The 23,307-nt window shown below is 28.5% G+C and carries 18 protein-coding genes; all 18 read left to right on the forward strand.

The features are described from left to right. The 18 genes from rnr (at position 1) to AC0B4N_RS02375 (ending at position 23,302) form a co-directional block, all read left to right on the forward strand. Positions 1 to 2,211, forward strand: coding sequence for a ribonuclease R (gene rnr / locus AC0B4N_RS02290; protein WP_465102259.1), 2,211 nt, complete (start codon positions 1 to 3; stop codon positions 2,209 to 2,211). Further along, a complete protein-coding gene (locus AC0B4N_RS02295; RefSeq protein WP_465102260.1) occupies positions 2,211 to 2,990 on the forward strand; it encodes a tRNA1(Val) (adenine(37)-N6)-methyltransferase in 780 nt (259 codons plus the stop codon). Before rnr ends, AC0B4N_RS02295 begins: the two co-directional genes overlap by 1 nt. Beyond that, positions 2,990 to 4,534: a methionine--tRNA ligase gene (metG, locus tag AC0B4N_RS02300; protein WP_465102261.1), complete on the forward strand. Its 1,545-nt coding sequence runs from the start codon at positions 2,990 to 2,992 to the stop codon at positions 4,532 to 4,534. Before AC0B4N_RS02295 ends, metG begins: the two co-directional genes overlap by 1 nt. A gap of 2 nt (positions 4,535 to 4,536) precedes the next feature. Then, the gene (locus AC0B4N_RS02305) at positions 4,537 to 4,821 is read left to right on the forward strand and encodes an antibiotic biosynthesis monooxygenase (RefSeq protein ID WP_465101433.1); all 285 of its coding nucleotides are present in this window, start codon (positions 4,537 to 4,539) and stop codon (positions 4,819 to 4,821) included. A gap of 166 nt (positions 4,822 to 4,987) precedes the next feature. After that, positions 4,988 to 6,172, forward strand: a complete 1,185-nt coding sequence (locus AC0B4N_RS02310; RefSeq protein WP_465101895.1) for an IS30 family transposase — start codon at positions 4,988 to 4,990, stop codon at positions 6,170 to 6,172. Positions 6,173 to 6,515: 343 nt separating this feature from the next. Beyond that, positions 6,516 to 9,206 carry a P68 family surface lipoprotein gene (locus AC0B4N_RS02315; protein ID WP_465102262.1) on the forward strand — a complete coding sequence of 897 codons (2,691 nt, stop codon included), beginning with the start codon at positions 6,516 to 6,518 and terminating at the stop codon, positions 9,204 to 9,206. Positions 9,207 to 9,264: 58 nt separating this feature from the next. Beyond that, positions 9,265 to 10,719, forward strand: coding sequence for a thermonuclease family protein (locus tag AC0B4N_RS02320; RefSeq protein WP_465102263.1), 1,455 nt, complete (start codon positions 9,265 to 9,267; stop codon positions 10,717 to 10,719). Between the two features lie 15 nt (positions 10,720 to 10,734). Beyond that, positions 10,735 to 12,825: an ATP-binding cassette domain-containing protein gene (locus tag AC0B4N_RS02325; RefSeq protein ID WP_465102264.1), complete on the forward strand. Its 2,091-nt coding sequence runs from the start codon at positions 10,735 to 10,737 to the stop codon at positions 12,823 to 12,825. Further along, positions 12,806 to 13,843, forward strand: a complete 1,038-nt coding sequence (locus AC0B4N_RS02330) for a carbohydrate ABC transporter permease (protein WP_465102265.1) — start codon at positions 12,806 to 12,808, stop codon at positions 13,841 to 13,843. The genes AC0B4N_RS02325 and AC0B4N_RS02330 overlap by 20 nt, the downstream gene beginning before the upstream one ends. Next, positions 13,800 to 14,840, forward strand: coding sequence for a carbohydrate ABC transporter permease (locus AC0B4N_RS02335; protein WP_465101438.1), 1,041 nt, complete (start codon positions 13,800 to 13,802; stop codon positions 14,838 to 14,840). Before AC0B4N_RS02330 ends, AC0B4N_RS02335 begins: the two co-directional genes overlap by 44 nt. A gap of 2 nt (positions 14,841 to 14,842) precedes the next feature. Beyond that, complete coding sequence (locus AC0B4N_RS02340; RefSeq protein WP_465101439.1) at positions 14,843 to 15,118, forward strand: hypothetical protein; 276 nt, start codon at positions 14,843 to 14,845, stop codon at positions 15,116 to 15,118. A 5-nt stretch (positions 15,119 to 15,123) separates the two neighbouring features. Beyond that, positions 15,124 to 17,004 carry a hypothetical protein gene (locus tag AC0B4N_RS02345; RefSeq protein ID WP_465102266.1) on the forward strand — a complete coding sequence of 627 codons (1,881 nt, stop codon included), beginning with the start codon at positions 15,124 to 15,126 and terminating at the stop codon, positions 17,002 to 17,004. A 73-nt stretch (positions 17,005 to 17,077) separates the two neighbouring features. Further along, positions 17,078 to 18,259 (forward strand): hypothetical protein, encoded by a 1,182-nt coding sequence (locus AC0B4N_RS02350; protein WP_465102267.1) that lies wholly within the window; start codon positions 17,078 to 17,080, stop codon positions 18,257 to 18,259. Next, a complete protein-coding gene (locus AC0B4N_RS02355; RefSeq protein ID WP_465102268.1) occupies positions 18,259 to 19,230 on the forward strand; it encodes a DHH family phosphoesterase in 972 nt (323 codons plus the stop codon). Before AC0B4N_RS02350 ends, AC0B4N_RS02355 begins: the two co-directional genes overlap by 1 nt. Continuing rightward, positions 19,230 to 20,195 (forward strand): DHH family phosphoesterase, encoded by a 966-nt coding sequence (locus tag AC0B4N_RS02360; protein WP_465101443.1) that lies wholly within the window; start codon positions 19,230 to 19,232, stop codon positions 20,193 to 20,195. The genes AC0B4N_RS02355 and AC0B4N_RS02360 overlap by 1 nt, the downstream gene beginning before the upstream one ends. Before the next feature lies 1 nt (position 20,196). Next, on the forward strand, positions 20,197 to 21,171 hold the full coding sequence (locus tag AC0B4N_RS02365; protein WP_465102269.1) for a DHH family phosphoesterase: 975 nt from the start codon (positions 20,197 to 20,199) through the stop codon (positions 21,169 to 21,171). Between the two features lie 305 nt (positions 21,172 to 21,476). Beyond that, positions 21,477 to 22,658: an IS3 family transposase gene (locus AC0B4N_RS02370; protein WP_465101581.1), complete on the forward strand. Its 1,182-nt coding sequence runs from the start codon at positions 21,477 to 21,479 to the stop codon at positions 22,656 to 22,658. 134 nt (positions 22,659 to 22,792) lie between these two features. Then, positions 22,793 to 23,302, forward strand: a complete 510-nt coding sequence (locus tag AC0B4N_RS02375; protein WP_465102270.1) for a hypothetical protein — start codon at positions 22,793 to 22,795, stop codon at positions 23,300 to 23,302. Positions 23,303 to 23,307: the final 5 nt, after the last annotated feature.

A 23,307-nucleotide genomic window follows, 5' to 3' on the forward strand; every position in this document is an offset into this window, starting at 1 on the left:
ATGAACGAAGCAAAAATAGTTAAATATATTTCATCTGCAAAATCACGAACATTTTTAGAAATTGCAAAGTATTTTAGAATACCACCATCAAATAACAGGGAAATAACTTCACTCTTATCGGTTTTACAAAAAGATAACAAGATTTTTAAAAACAATAATGATGAATATTATGCTGTTAAGTTTCTTGAAAGCGTTGAAGGTGTTTTGTCTGTTAATGCAAAAGGAATGTTTGGATTTGTTGACTATGATATCGATTTAGAAAATAATACAAAAAAAAGTGTCTTTGTGAAAAAGTTTAACTTTAATACAGCAATGCATAATGATACTGTAAGAGTTAATATATATCAAAACGTGTTTGATGATCAAATGCCTTGTGATGGAGTGATTACCGAAGTTATTTGTCGAAATACTCAAGAAATTCAAGGATTTATTAAACTTAAAAATGACTTAACTTATTTTGTACCAGTAGATACAAAATACCGTGTTTTTACTTGAAAAATTGAAACATGCATTGTTCAAATTAAATTAAATGATTTAGTAAAAGCAAAGATAACTAAAATAGAAGGCAGTTGCATTTCTATTGAAATTATCAAGGTTATTACTAATGAAGCTGATCCAATGGTTTATGTTAAATATTACTTAGAAGAAGTGAAAATTCCAAGCAGTTTTCCTTCTTCGCTTGAACAAGAAATTTCTTTAATACCAAAAAATATTGACCAGGAAGATCGAACAAACCGCAGAGATTTAACTAATAAAATGATTGTTACAATTGATGGCGATGATACCAAGGATTTTGATGATGCAATTTATGTTGATAAATTACCAAATGGTAATTATCTTTTAGGTGTTTATATTGCTGATGTTTCATATTATGTTAAAGAAAATACTGAAATTGACATTGAAGCATTAAAGCGTGGCACTAGTATTTATTTAGTTGATCAAGTTGTGCCAATGCTTCCAGTCGAATTATCGAATGGTATTTGTTCGCTTAATCCAAACCAAAAAAGATTTGTTATGGTGTGCGAAATGGAAATTGATCAAAATGGTAAAAATATTAATTTTGAAATTTTTGAAGGAATTATCGAAAGTAAATTTAGATTAACCTATAAACAAGTTGATAAATATTTTAAGGAAGGTGATATCGGTCTTGATCAATCGTTGGATGAAGTTAAAACCTTAACAAAAATGCTAGATAAAGCAAGAGCATTATCGCAAATTATTCATAAGTTTAAAATCAATGAAGGATATGTTGATTTTGAAATTAATGAGCCCAAGATTAAACTTGATGAAAATGGTTCGGTTAAAGAAATTATAATTTGTGAACGTGGTGAATCAGAGGTGTTAATTGAAGATTTCATGGTAAGAGCTAATGAAACAATTGCAACATTTTTATTTGATAACAAACTTCCAGCTTTATACAGAATTCATGATGCACCAGATGAATTAAAGATTACTTCATTAAAAAATTCACTGAGCGCAATAGGCATTAAAGATATTAAATTAGATTCAAATACAATATCTCCACTCAATTTTGCAAATTTTGTGAATTCAATTAAAACTGTGCGAGATGATGATTTTGTTAAATTAATGTTTTTAAGGACAATGCAAAAGGCTATTTATTCAAATGAAAATATCGGACATTTTGGACTTGCATCACAAAACTATTGTCATTTTACTAGTCCTATACGAAGATACCCAGATTTAGTTATTCACCGTGTCATTCGTGATTTAGTCTTTAATAAACAAACATATTTAATCGATCATTTTAAAGAAAAATTATTAGTATATGGTGATTTAAATACCAAAGCTGAGCAAAAGGCTGTGCAAACTGAAAGATACGTTAATGACCTTAAATTTGCTGAATATTTAAAAAATCAAACCGGTAAAGTGTATAAGGGACAAATTTTAAGTATTTTACCATTTGGATTTTTCATCGAGTTTGATTTTAAAGCTAGTGGTTTAGTTCATAAATCAACTTTAATTGATGATGAATATGAAGCTAATGAAAACTTAACTAAATTAGTAGGTAAAAAACGTAGCTTTACTCTTGGAGATTATGTTAATGTGGTAATTACAAATACTGATCTAGTCCAAGGGAAAGTTGATTGTGTTTTAGAAGATTTATATCCACAATATTTAAAACTTAAAGAAAAGAAATTACAAGATTCAAAAACTAAAAAACATGATCAAAAACCAAAGAGAAAATCATAATGCCTAAAATTGTTAAAAACTCCTTAGGTTTTGATTCGAATTTATATATTTACCAAGACAAAGAAATGTTTAACTATTCAGTTGACACAATTTTATTAGGTAATTTTGTTTTTTTAAATGAAAAAATAACTCATACTTTAGAAATTGGGGCAAATAATGGGGCTTTATCAATATTTATAGCTGCTCGCAATCCAAATCTAAAAATTGATGCTCTTGAAATACAAACTAGGGCTGCTGATTTAGCTAATGAAAATATTAAATTTAATAAAATGGAAAATCAAATAAATATAATTAATACAGATTTTAATGATTTTTGAAAAATGCATGCTAAACAATCGTTAAAAAAATATCAAAGTATTTTTTGTAATCCGCCATTTTATGAAATTTCTAAAACAAAAATAAAAAACGATGTACCTAATGAAATTTTAATTGCTACCCATGATATTGCCTTGACATTAGAAGAATTAGTTTTAGGATGCTCGAAAATAATTGAACAAAAAGGATTTTTAAACATTGTTTTACCAGTTGAACGGTCAATTGATTTATTTGTGATTTTGCGCAAATATAATTTTGAACCCAAACGAATCCAATATGTTTATACAAGGGTGCAAGATAAACCAAAATTTGTTTTAGTTGAAGCAAGATATCAAACGGGCAGTGGACCACATTTTTTACCTAATTTATACTTACATGACTCAAGTGATAAATTGAATCATGATTATTTGCCGCAAATAAAAGAATTATACAAACCTATTAAAGTCATAAAGGAGCTTAAATAATGAAGAAATTTTATATCACCACCCCGATTTATTATGCTAGTGGCAATTTACATATTGGACATTTATATACAACTACCCTAGCTTGAACAATTGCAAATTATAAAAAAATGCAAGGCTATGATGTAAAGATGTTAACCGGAAGCGATGAACATGGTTTAAAAATTCAACAAAAAGCTAAAGAATTGAATCTTGATCCACAAACTTTAGTCGATGAATTATCTGGTAAATATATTCAAATGTGAAAAGATTTTAAAATTGATTATCAATATTTTTGGAGAACTAGCAATTCGGAACATAAACGAATTGTTCAAAAAATATTTAGTTATTTTTTGAAGAAAAAATATGTATATAAAGGTAAATATAAAGGTTTATATTCTGTTAGTGATGAAGAATTTTTAACTGAGGATCAAGCAATTAAAAAAGATGGTAAACTTTACCACCCTGTTAGCCAAAAAGAATTAGAGTGAGTTGAAGAAGAAACATATTTTTTCGATATGCAAAGGTTCTTGCCTTGGCTCCAAGAATATATTAATCAAAACTCAGAATGATTAATGCCTTTAAAAACAAAAAAAGAATTAATATCTAATTTCATAGATGTAGGGTTGCAAGATTTGTCAGTAACACGAACAAATTTAAAATGAGGTATTTCTGTCTTAGAGCATCCTGAGCATACTTTATATGTTTGATTAGATGCGCTTTGTAATTATATTAGTGCTCTTGGATTTGATTTTGAAAATAGTAAATTAGAATTTCAAGAATTTTGAGCTTCAAAAGATGCTGAAGTTGTTCATGTAGTTGGCAAGGAAATTGCAAGATTTCATATGATTTATTGACCTATTTTCTTAAAAGCATTAAATATTAAGCAACCAACTAGAATTCAATCTCATGGTTGAATACTAGATAAAAATGGTTATAAAATGTCTAAATCACTTAACAACATTATTGATCCTTATGATTTATTATCAAAATATCACCCCGAAGCAATTAAGTATTTTTTAGCTTCGCAGATTAATTTTGGGGAAGATGGGCATTTTGATGAAGATAGGTTTGTTGATATTATTAATGCGGATTTAATTAATAATTTTGGTAACTTAGTTTCACGTACCTTAAAAATGAAGGATTTATCATTTGTTAATCAATCCTTAAAATACCAAAAAACAACTAACGAATATGATTTAGAAATTGAAACTCAAATTTTAAAATCCAAAAATGAATATATTAATTTATTTAATGATTACAAAGTTGATAAGGCATTAAAAGTGGCAATCAACTTAAGTAATGCATTAAATAAATATATTGATTTAACAAAACCCTGAACCTTAAAAGATGATTTAGAAAACTTAGAACAAATTTTAGTTCGTTTGTTAAATGGAATTTATACAATTGCTACATTATTGCAAGTTGTTATGCCGTTGAAAATGATGCAAGTGCAACAAGCTTTAGGGGCTGATGAATTAAGTTTAAATACAATTGAAGATTTTAATAAATTTATAAGGTTTAAACAAGCCCCCCATTATATATTATTTGAAAGAATTAAGAGGTAATTATGATTTACGCAAAAGCAACTAGATATATAATTAATCCTGAAAAAACTAAAATGTTTGTTGATTATTTATACATCTTAACACAAAAAGTTCGTAAACTTGAAAAGAATTTATCCTTTGAATATGGGTTAGAATCTCGTGATAAGATTTTAATTATTCAAAGGTGATCAACAGAAACAGATTATGAAAATTTTGAATCACAAGAAGAATTCAAAAAAGAATTAGCAACTTTAAATAAGATGTCACTGAAAGTTTTTGAAATTTTTGACTTAAATATTGCTCGCTAAAAAGGACAAGAAAATCTTGTCCTTTTCTATATAAAAATTTTTTGAATTTATTAATTGGAAATGTCACATGCAAGTTTTTTTGCATGTGACATTGTTTTTGTCTGCCTTGTAATAAAATAGTTGTATTAATAAATTTTAAAAAAATGAAAGGAGACCTTAAAATTATATGAAAAATTTAGAAAAATATATTTGTGTTTTTGACAAATATCGAAAAGAAAATAAATATCAACATTTTAAAATTGAAGAGAATTACAACACTATCTTGAAAATGCAAGGAGCTCTTGAGTCGCATCGAAAATTACGATCAGATCAAATCGATCTAGAACAACTTTTTAATATTTTACAAGAACTTTCTGAAGGCTTCTCAATCCAAGAAGTAGCTAAGATTTCTAACAGAGACATTCGAAGTATAAAAAGTAAAATCCAAATTATTACAAATCGCAAACCACTTAGTTTAGATAAACACAATCGCTATGTTTGTGCTAAGTGTTCAAAAAGAGTAATGCGGGTTAAAACCCTTAATTTTACTAAACTATACGAACATTTATTAGGTTATTCATTTTCGCGACTCTTTTTTGTAAGTGATGCAATTAAAGAGAAATGAAAGGCCTACAGAAAATATTGGTATAGTGAGCTTAATACATACAATAAAAATAGAAATAAAAAGAATTTGCAGCAAAAAGAAGTTAAGAAATCAGTTACCTATCTTGTGAATTCTTTTAAAAAATTATCCCCTGATGAATTTGCTCCTTCACCTAGTACAATTTATAAAATAATCAAAAAATACCCTTATTTCCTTGAATTTGACCACATTGTTAAAAAATCTGAAGGCAAATATGGCATAAGGAAGAAAAAACAAACCAAACCTAAAACATTAAAATATGCTACAGAAATTTCAAAACGTCCAGCTTATATTAATGATCGCTCTGAACACGGCCATTTTGAATTAGACACCGTTATTGGTAAAATCAATGATACATATTGTATTGTGACCATAATTGAACGGCAAACCAGAATGTCTTATGCTATGCTCTCAAAACGCAACTCCAAAGCTACAAAACAAACTCTTCTCAAACTAATCAAGAAACATAACTTAGACATTAAAACTTTAACAGTTGATAATGGTAGTGAAAATGTCTTATTGCACCAGGTTATTCCAACTGAAAGACTATTTAAATGCCAACCATATAGTTCATGACAAAAAGGTTCAATAGAAAATATGCACCGCTTAATTAGGTATTACATTCCCAAAGGAAAAAGCTTAGATAAATACTCTCAGCAAGAAATTGATTATATGATGGAAAAAATAAATAACTATCGACAAGTTGTACGGCAATATAAGATAACCTAAAATTTTTTTTAATCCCCCGCCTTTGATTGCAATCAAAGGGGCCTTACTTTTGGCAAAAGTAAGCAAAACCGACGAGAAAACACTGCCGTGTTTTCTGTTTTCGCATACATTTTTTTATCTAAAAATTATGTTAAAATTAAAAGACAATTATTTTGTTAACATCTCGCAAGTGACTTTTCCAAAAAACAAATTTTTTGAATTAAATAAAAAAGTGTATAATTTATGTAGGAATTTCAGGATTGTGTTACTAAGTATCACTAAAATTTAATTCCTTTTTTTAAAATATTAAACACTTATTTAACTTATTTATAAATTAAATTTCAATAAAACTGGAGATTTTATTATGTCAAGTAAATTTAGAAAATATGTTCTTACTTTAGGAACAGGATTAATTTCTTTAACCCCAATGGCAGTCTTAGTGTCATGTGGATCAAACTCAAAACCAGAAACATCACCTGCAGATAAATTTAAACAAGATCATGCAGATGTTTTAGGTAAAACTGAAACAAGCGTTACAGTAGCAGATGAAACTAAAGTAACAGCAGCTTTAACTGCATATAACGCTTTAGCCGCAGATGTTAAAACATCTTTAACAACTCAAAAAACACTTTTAGATAAATTAAAAGCTAAAATTGATACTTTAAAAGCTGACTCAGGCTCAAGCACAACAGCTGTTGATTCTGAAGAAATAAGAGCTCGTAAAGAGGAGCTAAATGTTTATGTTAACTTCGCACCAGAAGATAAACGTGAAGCATTAAAACAAAGTATTACAGCAGGTACAAATGATGAAGCTTTAGATACTGTTGAAGACAATATTAAAGCAGAAATCAACAAAGCTAACCCTGGTTACTTTGAAAGATTAAAAGCATCTACGTCAAAAAATAGATTGTTCCAACAAAATACAAAGAGTGAAATTGTCTTAGCAACAACTTTCTCTGAAACTGGAGCACAATTTAAATCAATTAATACAATTATTAGCGAATACAATAAATTAGTTGATGAAATGATCAAAGTTAAAAATAATACCTCTTTAACTCAAGATCAAAAAGATGCTGAGTACAAAAAACTTGGTATTTCACCAAAAGCTAAAAAAGTTGTTCAAAAGAACATTGGTTCAGGATACCCTGCGGGAGCTGAAAAAGTTAACTTATCACTTTCATCACGTGATAGAGATAACTTCTTTAACTTAATTTTAAACTATTCTACTGTTGCAGCTAAATTAGCAGCAAAAGAAGGAAATAGCGGAGATATGCTCTTGAGTTTTAACTCATTAGATGAAGGTTTAAACACTGACTTATCTCAATTTGATTCAGGATTTTCAAATGTTAACTCTGAAATCGAAAACGTTACTGCAAAATCAACATATGTATTACCTTTATTAAAATCGACTCAAGTATTATCAATTAATGCTTCAGTCTTAGGATATTTCTTAACCACTATGAAAGAAGCTGGTGTTACATTTGAAACAAGTGATGAATCAGATAAATTCTTTGAGGATATTATTAAAAAAGGTGAAGGTGATAAAGAAGCTGTTAAAACCTTATGAGGAGAAAAAGTTTCAACTGCAGATACAGTATTACAACCTTATAAAAAAGAAGGATTTAAATTATCAAAAAACATCTTTGAATCATATACTAAATTATTAGAATTTGCAACTATTGCGCAAAGTTTATTTGTTAATTCAGTAAAAGGAGTGGATGCTAGTGTCAAAGTATTCGGTGTTGATGATATGACTGGAGTTTATGAACAAGCATTATTCTCAGCTTTAGATGGTGAAAAAGCTAATATGCTACAAACTGTTTCAGTCAGTGGCGGAAGAACTAAAGTTGAGTTTAATGCAATTAAAAACAACAATAGTGCTTCATACATTAAATCACAAGAAATCTTTACTAAATTTAGTGAAGCGATGGAAAAAGGTGCAATTTATGCTTATCCATCAGGACAATATGCATCAAATGATCAAACTAAGCACCAAGTTGCCTTCTCAATTGGTTCAACTGCTGGTTATTCATATAATTTTAAAAAAGCAGGAACTGCAATTACTAATTTAAAACATACTGCCACTGGTTATACAACTGAATTATCATCAAATACCGCTTTTGAATTTAATGATCAAAATACTAAATACCCTGATGGTATTGCGTACTTTTCAAGTTACAAAAACGTAATTTACCCTTCAACTTTACAAGATACTTCAAAAGCTCAGCGTTATGATTATAAAGCTAAAACAGCTAATGATGATACTATAATTAGGGATCTATACTCAAAAGCTAAAACAACTTTAAACTTATTCTTCAAAGTTTCTGATACCCAAAGTGGTAAAGTAAAAGATTACACTGATAAATTAAATGAACTTGCAACTTCACAAACTGATAAAGTGAAAAAATACATGATGACCAAACTAGATGGTACTAACACTGAATATGTAGTATATGCATTTTTAGATGTTTTAAATGATAAAAAATTAACACTTAAATCAAGTCCATCTATTGAAGGACACACTGTTGAATCATTATCTGATACTAATTTATTAAATGAAACTGAACTAGTTTCATTACCAACTCCTTCAAAATGAAATGAAGATAATGCAAAGAAAGTATTATATGTACAAGGTCCAAGTTTAATTGGTATTAAATCAAATGATGAAGATGAAGCAGCTACCAGAGCATTTGTTAAATGGTTAATGACTTCAGCCCAAACAATCGGAACAACTAATAATACTGCTTTAGTTGAATTACAAAAATCAGCTGGATACATTTCTGCTGTTAAAGACTTAGAAAGTAATGCAACAAATGCTTCAAAAATTTATGGTACTAACCAATATCTAAAAATCGCTTACAATGAATTTGTTAAATCTTCTAAAGAAGCAGATTATGTAATTTTTGAAGAACCTGCTGGTTCACAATCTGATGCCTTTAGAAAGAATATTGCAACAGCTTGAGAAACAACTCAATCAACAATTTCAAACAAAGCACAAACTAAGAAAACATTCCAAGATTTCGTTACTGATGTTACAAAAGGAATTGAGGGTTAATTAAAACTTATAAATATAATTTGGTAACAAATTATATTTATTATTACCTTTATAGACTATGAACAAAAAGAGATATAAAACATTTTTGAGTACATTTGGTACTTTAGGAGTATTAACTATGATACCTTTATCATGTACTGCTAAGGATCCTCAGCCAGTCCCTGCGCCTTTGCCACCAAATAATGAACCAAATCCAGGTAACGGCAACACAGAAAACCCAAGTGTCCAAAAAACAGAAAATGAGCAGCAAATAGGATCTTTTACCCTTAAATCGGTCGTTGAATCAACAAACGATACTTCAAAGCTATCTTTAAACGTTGAAAAAATAAGTTTTAAACGTAACCGTGATGAAAATACTTACGAACTGTGAACATCAGGTACTTTATCTGATTCTACAATTCAAAATGAGTTTAATCAAGTTTTAAATGCTATTAATAAAACAATTAATAGTTATTTAACAGATACATATAAAGCAAAAATTGTAGTGCCTCAAAAACAGGGTAATAAGATTTTTACAAATATTCAAAATATTACAGGTTTTCCTCAAGAAGTTAAACTAAGTATTAATAATCGTGAAATTACCTTAACGAAAACTCAAACTTCTAAAAATATTGAACTAGGCGAATTAGGTGTTAAAGGTAAAACTCGTGATGAGCAAAATGCTGCTGAAAGTATTGGAAATATTAGTGTTGCTTATGCGATTAATTATGAACCTAAAATTGAATCTAGCGCTTTATTAGGACTTGGCGTTTTAGAAGTTAAAATAACTGAGCAAGCTCAATTAAATCCGCTTTTAAACCAACTTAGCATTAACTCTGATGAAAGTAATTTTAAACCAACTGGTATTTCATTTGAATCTGAAACTCCAAAAGGCTTATCATTTAGAGCTAAAGTGGAATCAGTGTCAGATGGAGATACACTTTCAGTTATAGCACTTGAGTCTAAGAATATTCGCGGCGGTGTTATTATTAAAGAAGGTGAATCATATAAAATTCGCCTTTCTGGAATCGATACACCTGAAAAAGGTGTCGGTAGTGGTTCAAACTACGTTTCAGCGGCTCCTTTTGAATATTCGTTTGCAATGCATGCAACTAATTTTGCTGAACAAGTTTTAAACAATCCTAAATTCAAAAATGACATCATGGTAGGATTTGTTTCTGGAAAAGATTCATATGATCGGATTACCGCAGATATCTTTTTTGGTCAAAATTACCAATATTCTTACATTACTGAAATAGTACGCTCTGGTCATACCTTGCCTTATAGTAATGATGTATGAGAAAACTACTTGCGTAATAAAGATACAAGTAGTTATGAATATAATCTTTACCCACAAATTGCACAGGCTTTTGAGGAAGCTATCAAAAATAACAAAGGAATCTTTAACTATTTTGATAATCCCGCCGATGCTTCATTGTTCATTTATTTAATTAAAAATAATAATAGATGACATCCATTTTACTGAGAAAAAAATGGTAATAATGCAATTGTAAAAGATTATGTCACAAAATAAACGAAAGGATTAGAAATGATAATCTTTAAAAAATTATTAAATAAATTTAAAGAAACTGCTGTTAAAGTAGATGAAGAATCATTAACTAAAATTGATAAATATTTTAATGAATTTAATTCTAAAAGCACTGAAGAAGTTCCTGCTATTGAATTAAAAAATTTAAATATCGACTTTGGTGAAACTTTAGCAGTTGATAATGTTAGTTTTCAAATTCCAGAAGGTAAATTAGTTACACTGCTAGGGCCTTCTGGATCAGGAAAAACAACAACTTTAAATGCAATTGCTGGTTTACTAACAGTTACATCTGGAAAAATCCTTTTTAAAGGGAAAGATGTTACTGACTTTACACCACAAAAAAGAAAAATAGGGTTTGTGTTCCAAAACTATGCCCTATATCCACATTTAAGTGTTTATGCCAATATTGCCTTTCCACTTAAAAACGACTTTAACTGGCAGTTCAAAACCTTTTTAAAACGGGAAAAAGCACGCAACGAAATTAGAATCTTATATTTAGAAAAGCTTGGCGCTTCTGAAACAGAAATACAACAATTACGCGATGCTTTTAATAAATGAGAATTAATATCTGAAGATTTACCATATAAATTAAATAAAGAATATGCTTATTTAGTTGAAGATTATGAAAAAGCACACACTGAATATAAATTAGCTAGTGTGCACGAAACTTCAAAAATTTCACTTTTAACTAAAAACGTTTTAAAAACTAACGATAAATTACGTAGAGATTCAAAAGAAAAATTAGAACGCATCACTGAAAAATATAATTCAGATTTTAGTAATAATTTATTGCAACCAAATCTAAAAGAAGCCGAAATTTTAAAAAATGTTGCTCCTGAGTACGTTAAATATCAAACTTTACCTTATGAGCAAATTTTAGATCATACGAATAAATTAAATAATTTTTCAGCTGAATTAATGAGTGTGAATTTAGACGAATTAACCTTAAAAGATCGTAAAGAAGTTGTTAAATTAGAAGAAAAAGTTTTAAAACTTTTAACTCGCTATAAATTTATTCAAAAACAAAAAGAAATTGTTGACGAATATGCAATTATTAAAAAACAAAAACAAGAAGCATATTTAAAAGCTAAAAATGAATTTAAACAAACTTTAAAAACTAATGCACAATATTTAGAACTTAAAAAAGATGCCTTAAACTTACCAGTAGTTGCTAAAAAACATTTTTATGAATTAGTTGCAGCATTTGAAACTAAATATGATCTAAAAAATAAATTAGCAAAAGATCGTAAAGGAGAAGGGCCATCAATTTTAAATGATGAAGAAAAACAAACTTTAAAACAACTTGCTAAAAATGATATTCCACTTAAAAAAGCAATTCACAATGAAGTTATGGAAGTTGCTAACCGCGTTGAAATTGTCAAAATCTTACAAAAGAAACCAACCAGGTTATCTGGAGGGCAACAACAACGTGTATCAATTGCTCGGGCAATTGTTAAAAAACCAGAAATTTTACTAATGGATGAGCCTTTATCAAACTTAGATGCAAAACTTCGTATTTCGACTCGTCAATGAATTAGAGAAATTCAACAATCTCTAGGTATTACTACTGTATTTGTTACCCATGACCAAGAAGAAGCAATGTCAATTTCAGATATTATTGTATGTATGTCAACCGCAAAAGTACAACAATTAGGTTCACCACTTGAACTTTACAATAAACCTAAAAACCAGTTTGTGGCACGTTTCTTAGGAATGCCTGAAATGGGGCTTTTACCTTCTGAACTTAAGGACGGCAAGTTATTTGTTGCTGGCAAAGAATTTGCAGGAATTAGTTTACCAGATAAAAGCAACTTATCTTTAAATGTTGGTGTACGTAGCGAAGACTATATTATTAAAAAAGCTCACGAGGATTATATGTTTAAAGGCGAAGTTGTTGTGCAAGAAAACTTTGGAAAAGAAAGTAAACTTGTCGTTAATATTAATGATGTTGGGCGCATTAACTTCTTATTAGATAACTCAGAAAATTATGCAATTGGTGATGTAATTTACTTTGATTTACCAATGAATAAATTACATATCTTTGATGCTGCTTCTGAAGAAAGAGTTGCATATGAATACTCTCAACAATAAACTACATTTATTTATTTCAAGAAATTTACCTTTTTTACTTAATTGGTCCTTAAAGGCTCAAGCGAGAAAAAAAGCCGCATTATCACATTCTATTTTAGACCGTAGAACACCGTTGTGACTGCCATTATTATTCTTATTACCTGGTTTTGCATTAATTATGATGTTCACCGTTGTTCCGATTATTTTAAACCTTAAAGTATCATTATTTAATTCTGATGGTGAACTTACTTTAAGAAACTATGTTAACACCTTTACAGATCCACGTTTTGCAGTAGGGGTTAGAAACTCATTTATTTATGGACTAGCTGTTTTACCTTTTGTAATGGCAATATCACTAACAATTTCTAGTGTTATTGCTAAATTACATCGTAAATGAGCTAAAGGATTTTGGCAAACCGTCTTTTTCTTGCCATATATAACTAATGCCGTAGCTGTTTCAACTGCATTTATCCAACTTTTTAGTTCTAATGGTCTTTTAAACCTGGTTTTAGGTTCAAAAACCCCATGGCTAGAAACAGCTGATCAATTTACCTTTAATGCTTTATTAGCGATGTTTATTAATGGTATTTGAAGTGGACTAGCATTTAATATCTTAATTTTCACAACCGCGATGCTAGGTGTTGATAAAAACCTTTATAAATCAGCATCAATAGATGGCTATGGTGAAGTAAAACAATTTTTCAAAATCACCTTGCCGTCTATTAAAGGAACAATCAATTTCCTAATTACCTTAGGAATTATTGGTGGGTTAAAAGTATTCCCATTAGCATTATTTAGTAATAAACCAGAAAATGCCTTTGCATATGGTGGTGGTACCTTAATGCTATATGTATACTTAGTAACAAAAAATGGTAATTTTGCTCTTGCAGGTGCTTCAGCTATTTCACTATTCATAATTGGAGTCAGTTATTCATCTGTAATTCGTGGTGGTTTCTTTATGGTGCAATTAACCTTAAATAATTTAGGAGAAAGAAATGTTTGAGTTAAAGTTAAAGCTACAAAAACTATTAATAGCTAAAAAGCTTAGAAAAAACCAAGAAATTGTTTCTTCTCAAGTACTTGAAAAAAATCTAGTTAATGTTGCAATCAGTGTTTTATTAAAACTGTTGTTATTATCTTTCTTTGGGTTAGTAATTATCTTCCCATTTATCTTTATGATTAATATTTCCTTAATGGCTGATGACGAAGCTGAAGGGTTAAAAAGCACTTTTAAATTTGCATCAGACTTTACTTTAGGAAGAACTTACTTCATTCAATCTGATCCAAATGCAAGCGGAGGGTTTGAAATCAGGCCTTGATCAGAAGTTGTGCAAAATACTTATGATCGTGCAATTAGTTCGGGATATTGGCAATCATTAATGGTTACTTCTGTTAATGTTTTACTATCAGTATTCTTTAAAATCTTTACAACATTCTTAATGGGATATGCCTTTTCATTAAGAAATTGGCGTTTTAAAGGTATGATTTGGTTTTTTGCTTTAGCTCTTCTAGTTTTACCTGAAGTAGCCTTATTATCAGGACAATATACAGTTGTAGTTCAAACAAACCTTCGTTCATCATTATTTACAATTTTATTAGCAATGGTATTACCATTTTCTGCAAGTATTTTTAATACTGTTATGTACAAAAATGCTTTTGAAGCAATACCTGCACGTATTAAAGAAGTTTCATTAGTTGATGGAGCTGGAGGATTAAAATACTTATTTAAAGTTGCTTTTCCAATGGTTGTGCCAACAACTTTAACCATTGTTATTTTAACTTCTTTAGCTTCATGAAACTCATATTTATGACCTTCTATTGTTAATAGTGATAATAAAGATTGACAATTGATCTCAATTTGATTATTTAAAGCTGGTTTAGATGAAAGAGATTCTTCTTCCGGAGCTAACGTGCAGCTTAATATTAGAATGGCAGCAGCTATTATTGTTATCTTACCAATGTTTGTAGTTTACTTACTATTTAGAAAAAGAATTATGAATGCAATTAGTAGACAAGGTTCTACAATTAAAGGATAAATATGCAAGGATACAAAAGAAAAGTTATTACATGGTCAATAGTTACAGTTTTAGCATTTATTGCAATCATTGCATTAGCAATCTTTTTAGCAAGTTTAAGCAATGTGCTTGAATTACATGAAACAGTAACACTTGATCAAAAAATTATCGATACATATAATTTTGCTCGTTCATACACTATAGGAGGTTTGGCATTTGCATGCATTATTTTCCTAATGGGACTTGTAATTTCATATGCTGGGATTAAGTCTTGAAAATATGTTGAAATGTTTAGTTAATTATCATGAAATTCAATAAGAAATTTAAATTTATTTTTTCTAGCACCTTATTAAGTTCATTAATTCCGTTGACTGCCGTATCTTGTTTATATGACGATGATAATACCGTTATTTTTGCCAAAACTTTTGCTAGGGATAATGGATTCTTAGATAAAACTCGCGTTGCAGATCCAAACAATAAAACCTTAGCCAAATTTGAAGAAAGCCTTTATAAAGCTAATTACTTAACCTATAATTTTTCAAGTATTAATTTAAGATTTAAACAAACAAGGTGAGAAGTTAATAATAATCATTTACAAACTAAAGTTAATAATTTAATTATTCTAAATGGCAAAACCGCTGTTAAAAACGTAACTAAATATGATCAATTAAAAGCCATAATTACCCAAACAGAACAAAATTACAAAACTTACTTAGCAAATAATTCTGATAAAACAGAAGAAAATACTAAAGATATTCAAATTTTACTTAATCAAAATAAATTAGTTTTAAACAGCTTTGACGAAAGATTTGAAGCATTAACTAATTTAATTAATGAATATTATAATGTTAATAATGGAACTCGTTCTTTAGGTGAAATACTTAAAGTTGACCATGCTGGCGGAGTTGAAACACCAGCAACAAAAAATGAGCAAGCTATTAAAAGTAGTTTGTCATCAATTTTATCAGCTACAGTTTATAATATTCCACTTGGTGATTTTGATCAAGTCATTACATATCAAGACGTTGAAAAAGTTTTAGAAAATTATGTGAGTGATACACCATGAGCAGTATATTACTACTGGTTTAAACATGAACAAAATGCTAGCTCCAAATCTAGTTTTAATCCAGCACAGAATATGTTACGTTACGATAATGTTTCATTAAACTATATTGTTGAATTTTCTCCAGCAATTATTAACAACGGACTTTCTACTCCTATATTCCAAAAAGTATGGGAAAAAGTTAACAATGTTCATGGTAAACAAGCTAAGAAAACAGAAACAACAAAAGTCGTTAAAACTATTTGAGATGAATTTTGAAATGTTTCAAGTTCTTATGCTGTTAAAGACGATTTAATTGAAAGTTCAAGCCAAGGAATGGGTTCTGGGTTTGGTCCAATTCATTTAGCAAAAGGGCTTAATCCATCAACGGGAAAAGAAGATGATGCATATAAAATCTTTGCAGAACCTTTAGACGATACTGATGCTTCACAATTCTTGCTTAATCCAACAGAATTTGTTAATGATAACCTTGATAAAATCTTTTTAGCAGAAAAAGAACATAATCTTAAAATTGAAATAGATCTTAAAGAAGAAAATATTAAATCATTAGAAGCTCAAATTGAAAAATCTAGTGATACAGCACAAAATAACCAATGGCGCAACGATATTCGTAGGGAACAAAGAGATATAAATCGTTTAAAGCCGCAACTAACAGAAGCTGAAAACTTTAGAGTCAATTTAGCAAGTTTATTAAGTGATCTTAAAGCAAATCCAAACGATGAAACCTTAAAAACACAAATTGAAGAACTTAAAAAACCTTTTGCTAACGATATTGAATTAGTAATGTCAAGATTAAATACAGGTATAAAAAATTCAGCAACCTCACATTTTGGATTAGCCGAATTATTTAGTAATTTATTATTCTTAAATGGTGTTTATAAAGTTCAAGCAATAAAAGGATACAAAACTAGTGACCCTGCAAGTATTTCAAAAAATAATGCTAATTACTGAATTGAATTTGAAGATCGTGGCAAATGATATATCTTAGATATTTTTTCACTATTAATGGATCAACAAAAAGATCGTAACACACTATTAGATGTAAATTCATACATACGTGACAATGCTACCGGATACATTATTGACGAACACTTTGTTAATAATGCACGTATTAAACCTTAAAAAATAAAACATAACTATTAAAAATAGTTATGTTTTTAGACAAGTTAGTAAAAATATAGTAAAATTAAAAGGTATGAAAATAAAACGTAGGTTTACATTATTATTTAGTTGTTTATTATTATTTAGCCCTTTTTCTTTAACAATTGCCTGCACCTCCCAGTCTCGAGCTGAATCAACCATCAATGAATTGAATGACTATCTTAAAAAAGTTGAAAACCAAAATAATCCGAGATATCAATATTATTTACCGATTTTAAAATATAAAGTAAGTTCTTTAAATGGATTTTTAGAAACTCAAAGATCACAAGCATATTATTTTAGTGAAGCACAATGAAATAACTTAAATGCTCAAATAAAAGCAAACCGCACATTTTATAATCAAATTCAAGAAACTTTGGATAAAATTCCTGAAAATGAGATTAATGATCTAAATAAAGGCATAAAATCTGAACAATTATTAGATCTATATTATATTATGCATGGCTTAAGTGAGGCAGAATTTTCATCCTTTAAAGAATTAGTGAAACAACACGGTATTTTAAACTGATGATTAAAATATGCAAAGTCTAAAATAATTAGTGATTATTTAGAAACTGTGCCTTTAGCAGTTGATAAATTAGGTAGTTCAGAGGTTTATAAATATTTTGAAACTACACAAAAGATTTATTCTTCGTATCATAGTTTTGGATTAGAAGAGCCAACGAAAGAACTTAGGCAAATCGAAAAGTTTGTTAGCGATTATGAAAAATTAGCAAATGAACGTTTGAAATCTTTAACAAATGTTAATTCTAATGAATATAACACTGTTTTAAAAGATTTTGACAATTTAATTAATACACTTAATGAATGAGATGTTTATTTTAATAATGAATATAATAAATATTTAAATTTAATCAACCTAGTTAAAAGAAGTTATTTTGAAACATTAACGATTAATCCAATTTTAAAAAGTGAAATTTATGAAACCTTAATCAAAAGATTAGAAAACCAAATTCCAGTAATAATTACTTGAATGGATCAATTAACTAAGTATAATCTTAACCATAATTCATATAATCAAACAACTTTTAAAGGTTCATTTAAAAATCTTTTAAAAGAAGTAGAATTTAATAATTTAACTTCTGAACAAAACACAAAAGAAGCAAATTATCAAAAAATGTATCAAACACTTAATGATATAGTGAATGTTAAAGACAATTTCGAGATATATAAAACACAAATTAATGAATATATAAAAAGTAGTAAGGAACAATAGTGAAATTAGGAAACACACAACTTGTAATAGATGCAATTGAAAAATATGATAATATAATTATTTTTCACCATATTAATCCCGACGGTGACTGTTTAGGTTCGCAAGCAGGGCTTGCGGAATTAATTAAAACAAATTATCTAGACAAAAAAGTTTATAAGGTAGGTGATAATAAAAATAACCTTTTATTCATGAATTTTGAATTTGATAATATTGATAATATTGATTTTAGTAATTCTTTATCCATTGTTGTTGATGCTTCAAGCGGAGATCGTATCGAACATGCTGAACTTTTATATCAAAAAAGAACCACTGCACGTTTAAGAATTGACCACCATCCCAATGAAGCTGATATTGATTATGAATATAACTATGTTGATGAACATTTTGTTGCTGCCGCTGAAATGATTGCACAAATTGCATATGATGCAAAATGAAAAGTTACCCAAAAAGCTTCTGAATATATTTATCTAGGAATTAACACAGATTCAATCAGATTTTTAAATCCAGATACGAGCAAAAGGACTTATCAATTAGTAGCATTTTTAATGGAAAATGGATTTCATCCCAATAAAATTTTAAGTAATTTATATAAACGTAGTTTGTCAGAAATACAAATTGCAGGGCATATTTTATCTAATTTTAGAAAAATTGGGCGAGTTCTATATTTTTATGCTGATAATCAATTTCTAGAACAATACTCACTAACTCCATATCAAGCCTCACGATTTGTAAATGTTTTGTCAAATATTGAAGATAATAATTGTTGAGCTTTATTTATTTTACAAGAAGATGGAACTATAAGAGCAAGAATTCGATCAAACGGACCATCAATGATTCCGGTAGCTAAATCTTATGGAGGCGGAGGTCATATTGACCGGGGAGGCTTCATATTACAAAATACCAGTCAAATCACTAATGTTATTAACACATTAAACCAAGTAATACAAGATTGAGAAGGAGAAACCAAATAATGAAAATAGGAAATACAAAAGTTGCCATTGATGCAATTGAAAAATACGATAATATAATTATTTTTCACCATATTCGCCCTGATGGTGATTGTTTAGGTTCACAAGCGGGACTTGCTGAATTAATTAAAACAAACTACCCAAATAAAAAAGTTTACACAATAGGTGACAATAAACATAATTTTGATTTTATGAATTATCACTATGATCCACTTGATTCTCTTGATTTTAACAATTCTTTAGCAATTGTTGTTGATGCTTCAAGCGGAGATCGTATCGAACATGCTGAACTTTTATATCAAAAAAGAACCACTGCACGTTTAAGAATTGACCACCATCCAAATGAAGCTGATATTGATTATGAATATAACTATGTTGATGAACATTTTGTTGCTGCTGCTGAAATGATTGCACAAATTGCATATGATGCAAAATGAAAAGTAACCCAAAAAGCTTCAGGGCATATTTATCTAGGAATTAACACTGATTCAGGACGCTTTTTATACCCAGATACAAGTGCTCGAACTTATCAACTAGTTGCTTTTTTAATGGAAAATGGTTTTCATCCAAATGAAATTTTACATAACTTATACAAACGTAATTTATTAGATATTAAAATTTCCGGTGAAATGCTTTCTAACTTTAAGCAAGAGGGACGTGTATTGTATTACGAAATGAGACAAGATTTTTTAGATAAATATCAAATTGATTCATTAAAAGCAGCATTATATGTCAATGAATTAGCAAACATTGAAGATAATTCATGTTGAGCTTTATTTATCCAAATGGAAAATGGACAAATTAGAGGTCGTTTAAGATCTAATGGACCACTAGTTAATGAGGTGGCTTCTCACTTTAATGGTGGTGGTCATGATAATGCAGCTGGTATTACATTAAGTAGTTTTGATCAAGTTCCTGAAGTATTAAAATTACTTAATGAAGCTATTATAAAATGGGAAGGTAAATAATATGAAAATAGGTAATTTAGAATTAGTTACTAAAGAATTATATAAATATAATAGTATTGTGATCTTTCATCATATTCGCCCTGATGGTGATTGTTTAGGCTCTCAATTTGGACTTAAAGAATTAATTAAAACCAATTTTCCTGATAAAAAAGTTTATGCAATTGGTGATAGTAAAAACTCGTTTAGTTTTTTAGATTTTAAAATGGATGAAATTCCTAGTGATGAAGTTTTAAAACAATCATTAGGAGTCATTGTTGATGCTAATTTCAAGGAAAGGATTGAAAAAAGAGAAGTTTTAGATAAAAATTTATTTGCTAAGGTAATTAGAATTGATCATCATCCAAATGATGATGATTTAGGTGATACTACCACTAGATGAGTAGATAGTTCATATTGTGCAGCTGATGAAATGATTACTGAAATTGCAGTAATTAATGGATGGAAAATTACTCCTAAAGCTGCAAACTATTTATATTTAGGAATTAATACTGATTCAGGACGCTTTTTATTTAGCAGTGTGTCAGCTCGTACTTTAAGGCTTGCCTCTAAATTATATGAATCTGGTTTAGAAGCAGACTTTGTCCATAAAAACCTATCGCTAAGTTCATTAGAAGATTTAAAATTTAACTCGTGGCTTTTATCAACTTTAAAAACGCGTGATGGCGTAGCCTATATCCAAAACTCACTTGCAGAAACAAAGAAATATGGAAAAACATCAAATGAGTCAATGCGGGTTAATGCAATAGCCAATATTAAAGGGTTCCCAATTTGGGTGCAATTTTTAGAAGAAGAAGATGGTAAAATTAGAGTTGAATTTAGGTCCAATGGTCCAATTGTTCGCAATGTTGCTGTTAAATGAGGTGGGGGAGGACACGAAAGAGCCTCGGGGGCAATTATCAAATCATTTGACTTAGTTGAACAAGTTATTGATGACTGTGTTTTAGAAGTTAAAAACTATTTAGCAAAAAATTCTTAAATAAAAATTATAAGAAGTTGCAATAAACAAAAAGTTAACATTTTAATGTTAACTTTTTCCTTTAAAAAAATCAAATTAATGAACCATTATAAATAATAAATAATCATATATAATTTATATATAGATCAAATACATTAACATAATAATAAAATTTATAACATGATTAAAGGAGAAATATATGATGCCAAATAAAATTAAAAAATTATTTGCATTTTAAAGCCGGACAGAAAAGTTAACATGTAAATGTTAGCTTTTCTGTTACCATTCGTTGGTACCAACGAAGAATTTTTTTGAAAGGATAAATTATGTCAAGACATTTAAAGAAAGAAGAATTTGCAAAAATATATGAAGAATATCAAAAATCAGGTTTCCCAGGTGCTTTCCAAGCTATTTACCAAATATCACCAGAAACAAAAAACTTACAAAGAAATAGTGTAAAAGTTAGAATTAATAAAATAATTAAGTATTATAATTTAGGTATGGAAGACTTATTGCAGACAAAGAAAGGTGAAAGCCGTAAAAAAGGAAGCGGCAAACCTAAGACGAAAAGAGAACCAAATTGAGATATTTTTGATCGTGATGATTTGTTACAAATAGCTAAAAGATATTATGAAATTACCAACGAATTACCTAAAAGTAAGAAAGTTATTGAATCTAAAAGTTTTAGTATAAGTTATGTTAAGCTTGCAGAAGTTTTTGGCATTTCTAGACAAACAATTTCTAAAACTCAAAATATTAAAATTGCACAAAAACTCCCTAAATATAGTGATGTAATCGAAAAATCGTTCGCAGAAACAAAGTCAAGATATGGAAGGTTAAAACTAAGTGTTTACATATCTAAAAAATACAAAATAGATATAAACGAACGTTCATTAGGGAGATATATGAACCTTTTAGGCCTAAAATGTAAGCTTAGACAAAAATCAAAACGAAAAGAAATTAAAAATCTATCTACTCAGATTGATAACTTCGTAAATCGTGATTATAATGATCAAAACAATCGAAATATTTATGCAACTGATGTTTCATATATAAAAGCGCCAAAAGATGTGTTAGAATCACACGTTTATTTGTCTGCAATTTTGTCTCATAAAACTAAACAAATTGTTGGTTTTAAATTATCAAAAAGTAATAATCTAGAACTAGTTTTAGACAATTTAAATTCATTAAAGCAATACAAATACAAAAACTTTATCATTCACTCAGATCATGGCTTTCAATATACACATCATCAATATATTAAAGAAGTTAAAAATCTTGGTGGGATTATTTCGTTATCAAGAGTGGGAAATTCTCTTGATAATCGAGAAATTGAATATTGGTTTGGAATCATTAAAACTGAATTATTAAATGATTTAGATTATTCAAAAATAACATTTAATGAACTTAATGATATGATACAAGAATATGTAATTTGGTACAACAATGACCGAATTCAATCAAACTTAAACTGAAAAACTCCACAGCAATTTGCTATGGAATTATAAATAACTAAAATGTTAAATTTTGCTGTCCATGTTTATTTTCATTTCCTTTTTCTTTACTATTTTTAACGTTTGCATGCATGCCTTCTCTACCTTCTAACCCAGCAAATGGGAATAATTTTAAACAAAAAGGTATTGTGAAAATAAAATCTTTTATACCCCCTACAGTAAGTAAAAATTTAACCAAGATTAAAAATGATAGCTATTATACACTTAATGCTGGATTTTTTGAAAATGTTGACACAAGTAAAAAAATGTATAATTGAGTTAAAATTCAAAATAAAGAAGATTTTAACCAAATTATTATTAAGAGGTTCCAACATTTAAATAGTCGTGAAGGTGTCAACATAAGCGATACCGAAATAAAAGCTCAATTTAAAAAAAATTACATAAATGATCAAGATGTTTATGAGTTTTTAGAAAACAATGATATTTATATTAGTGATGATAATTCATATAGTGCATTTGATACATTTTATAATATTGAATTTGTGGATAGTGATTCAATAAAACTAAATATATTAATTAACGAAATGATCAAACCAGAACCAGATGTAGTACCTGGATATAGAATTTGAAGTGTTTTTAGTTTACCAAAAAACAAAAATGTGATAATTAATATTAATGGAAAAGATATTACACAATAATAATT

Source organism: Mycoplasma sp. 13536, assembly GCF_055523495.1.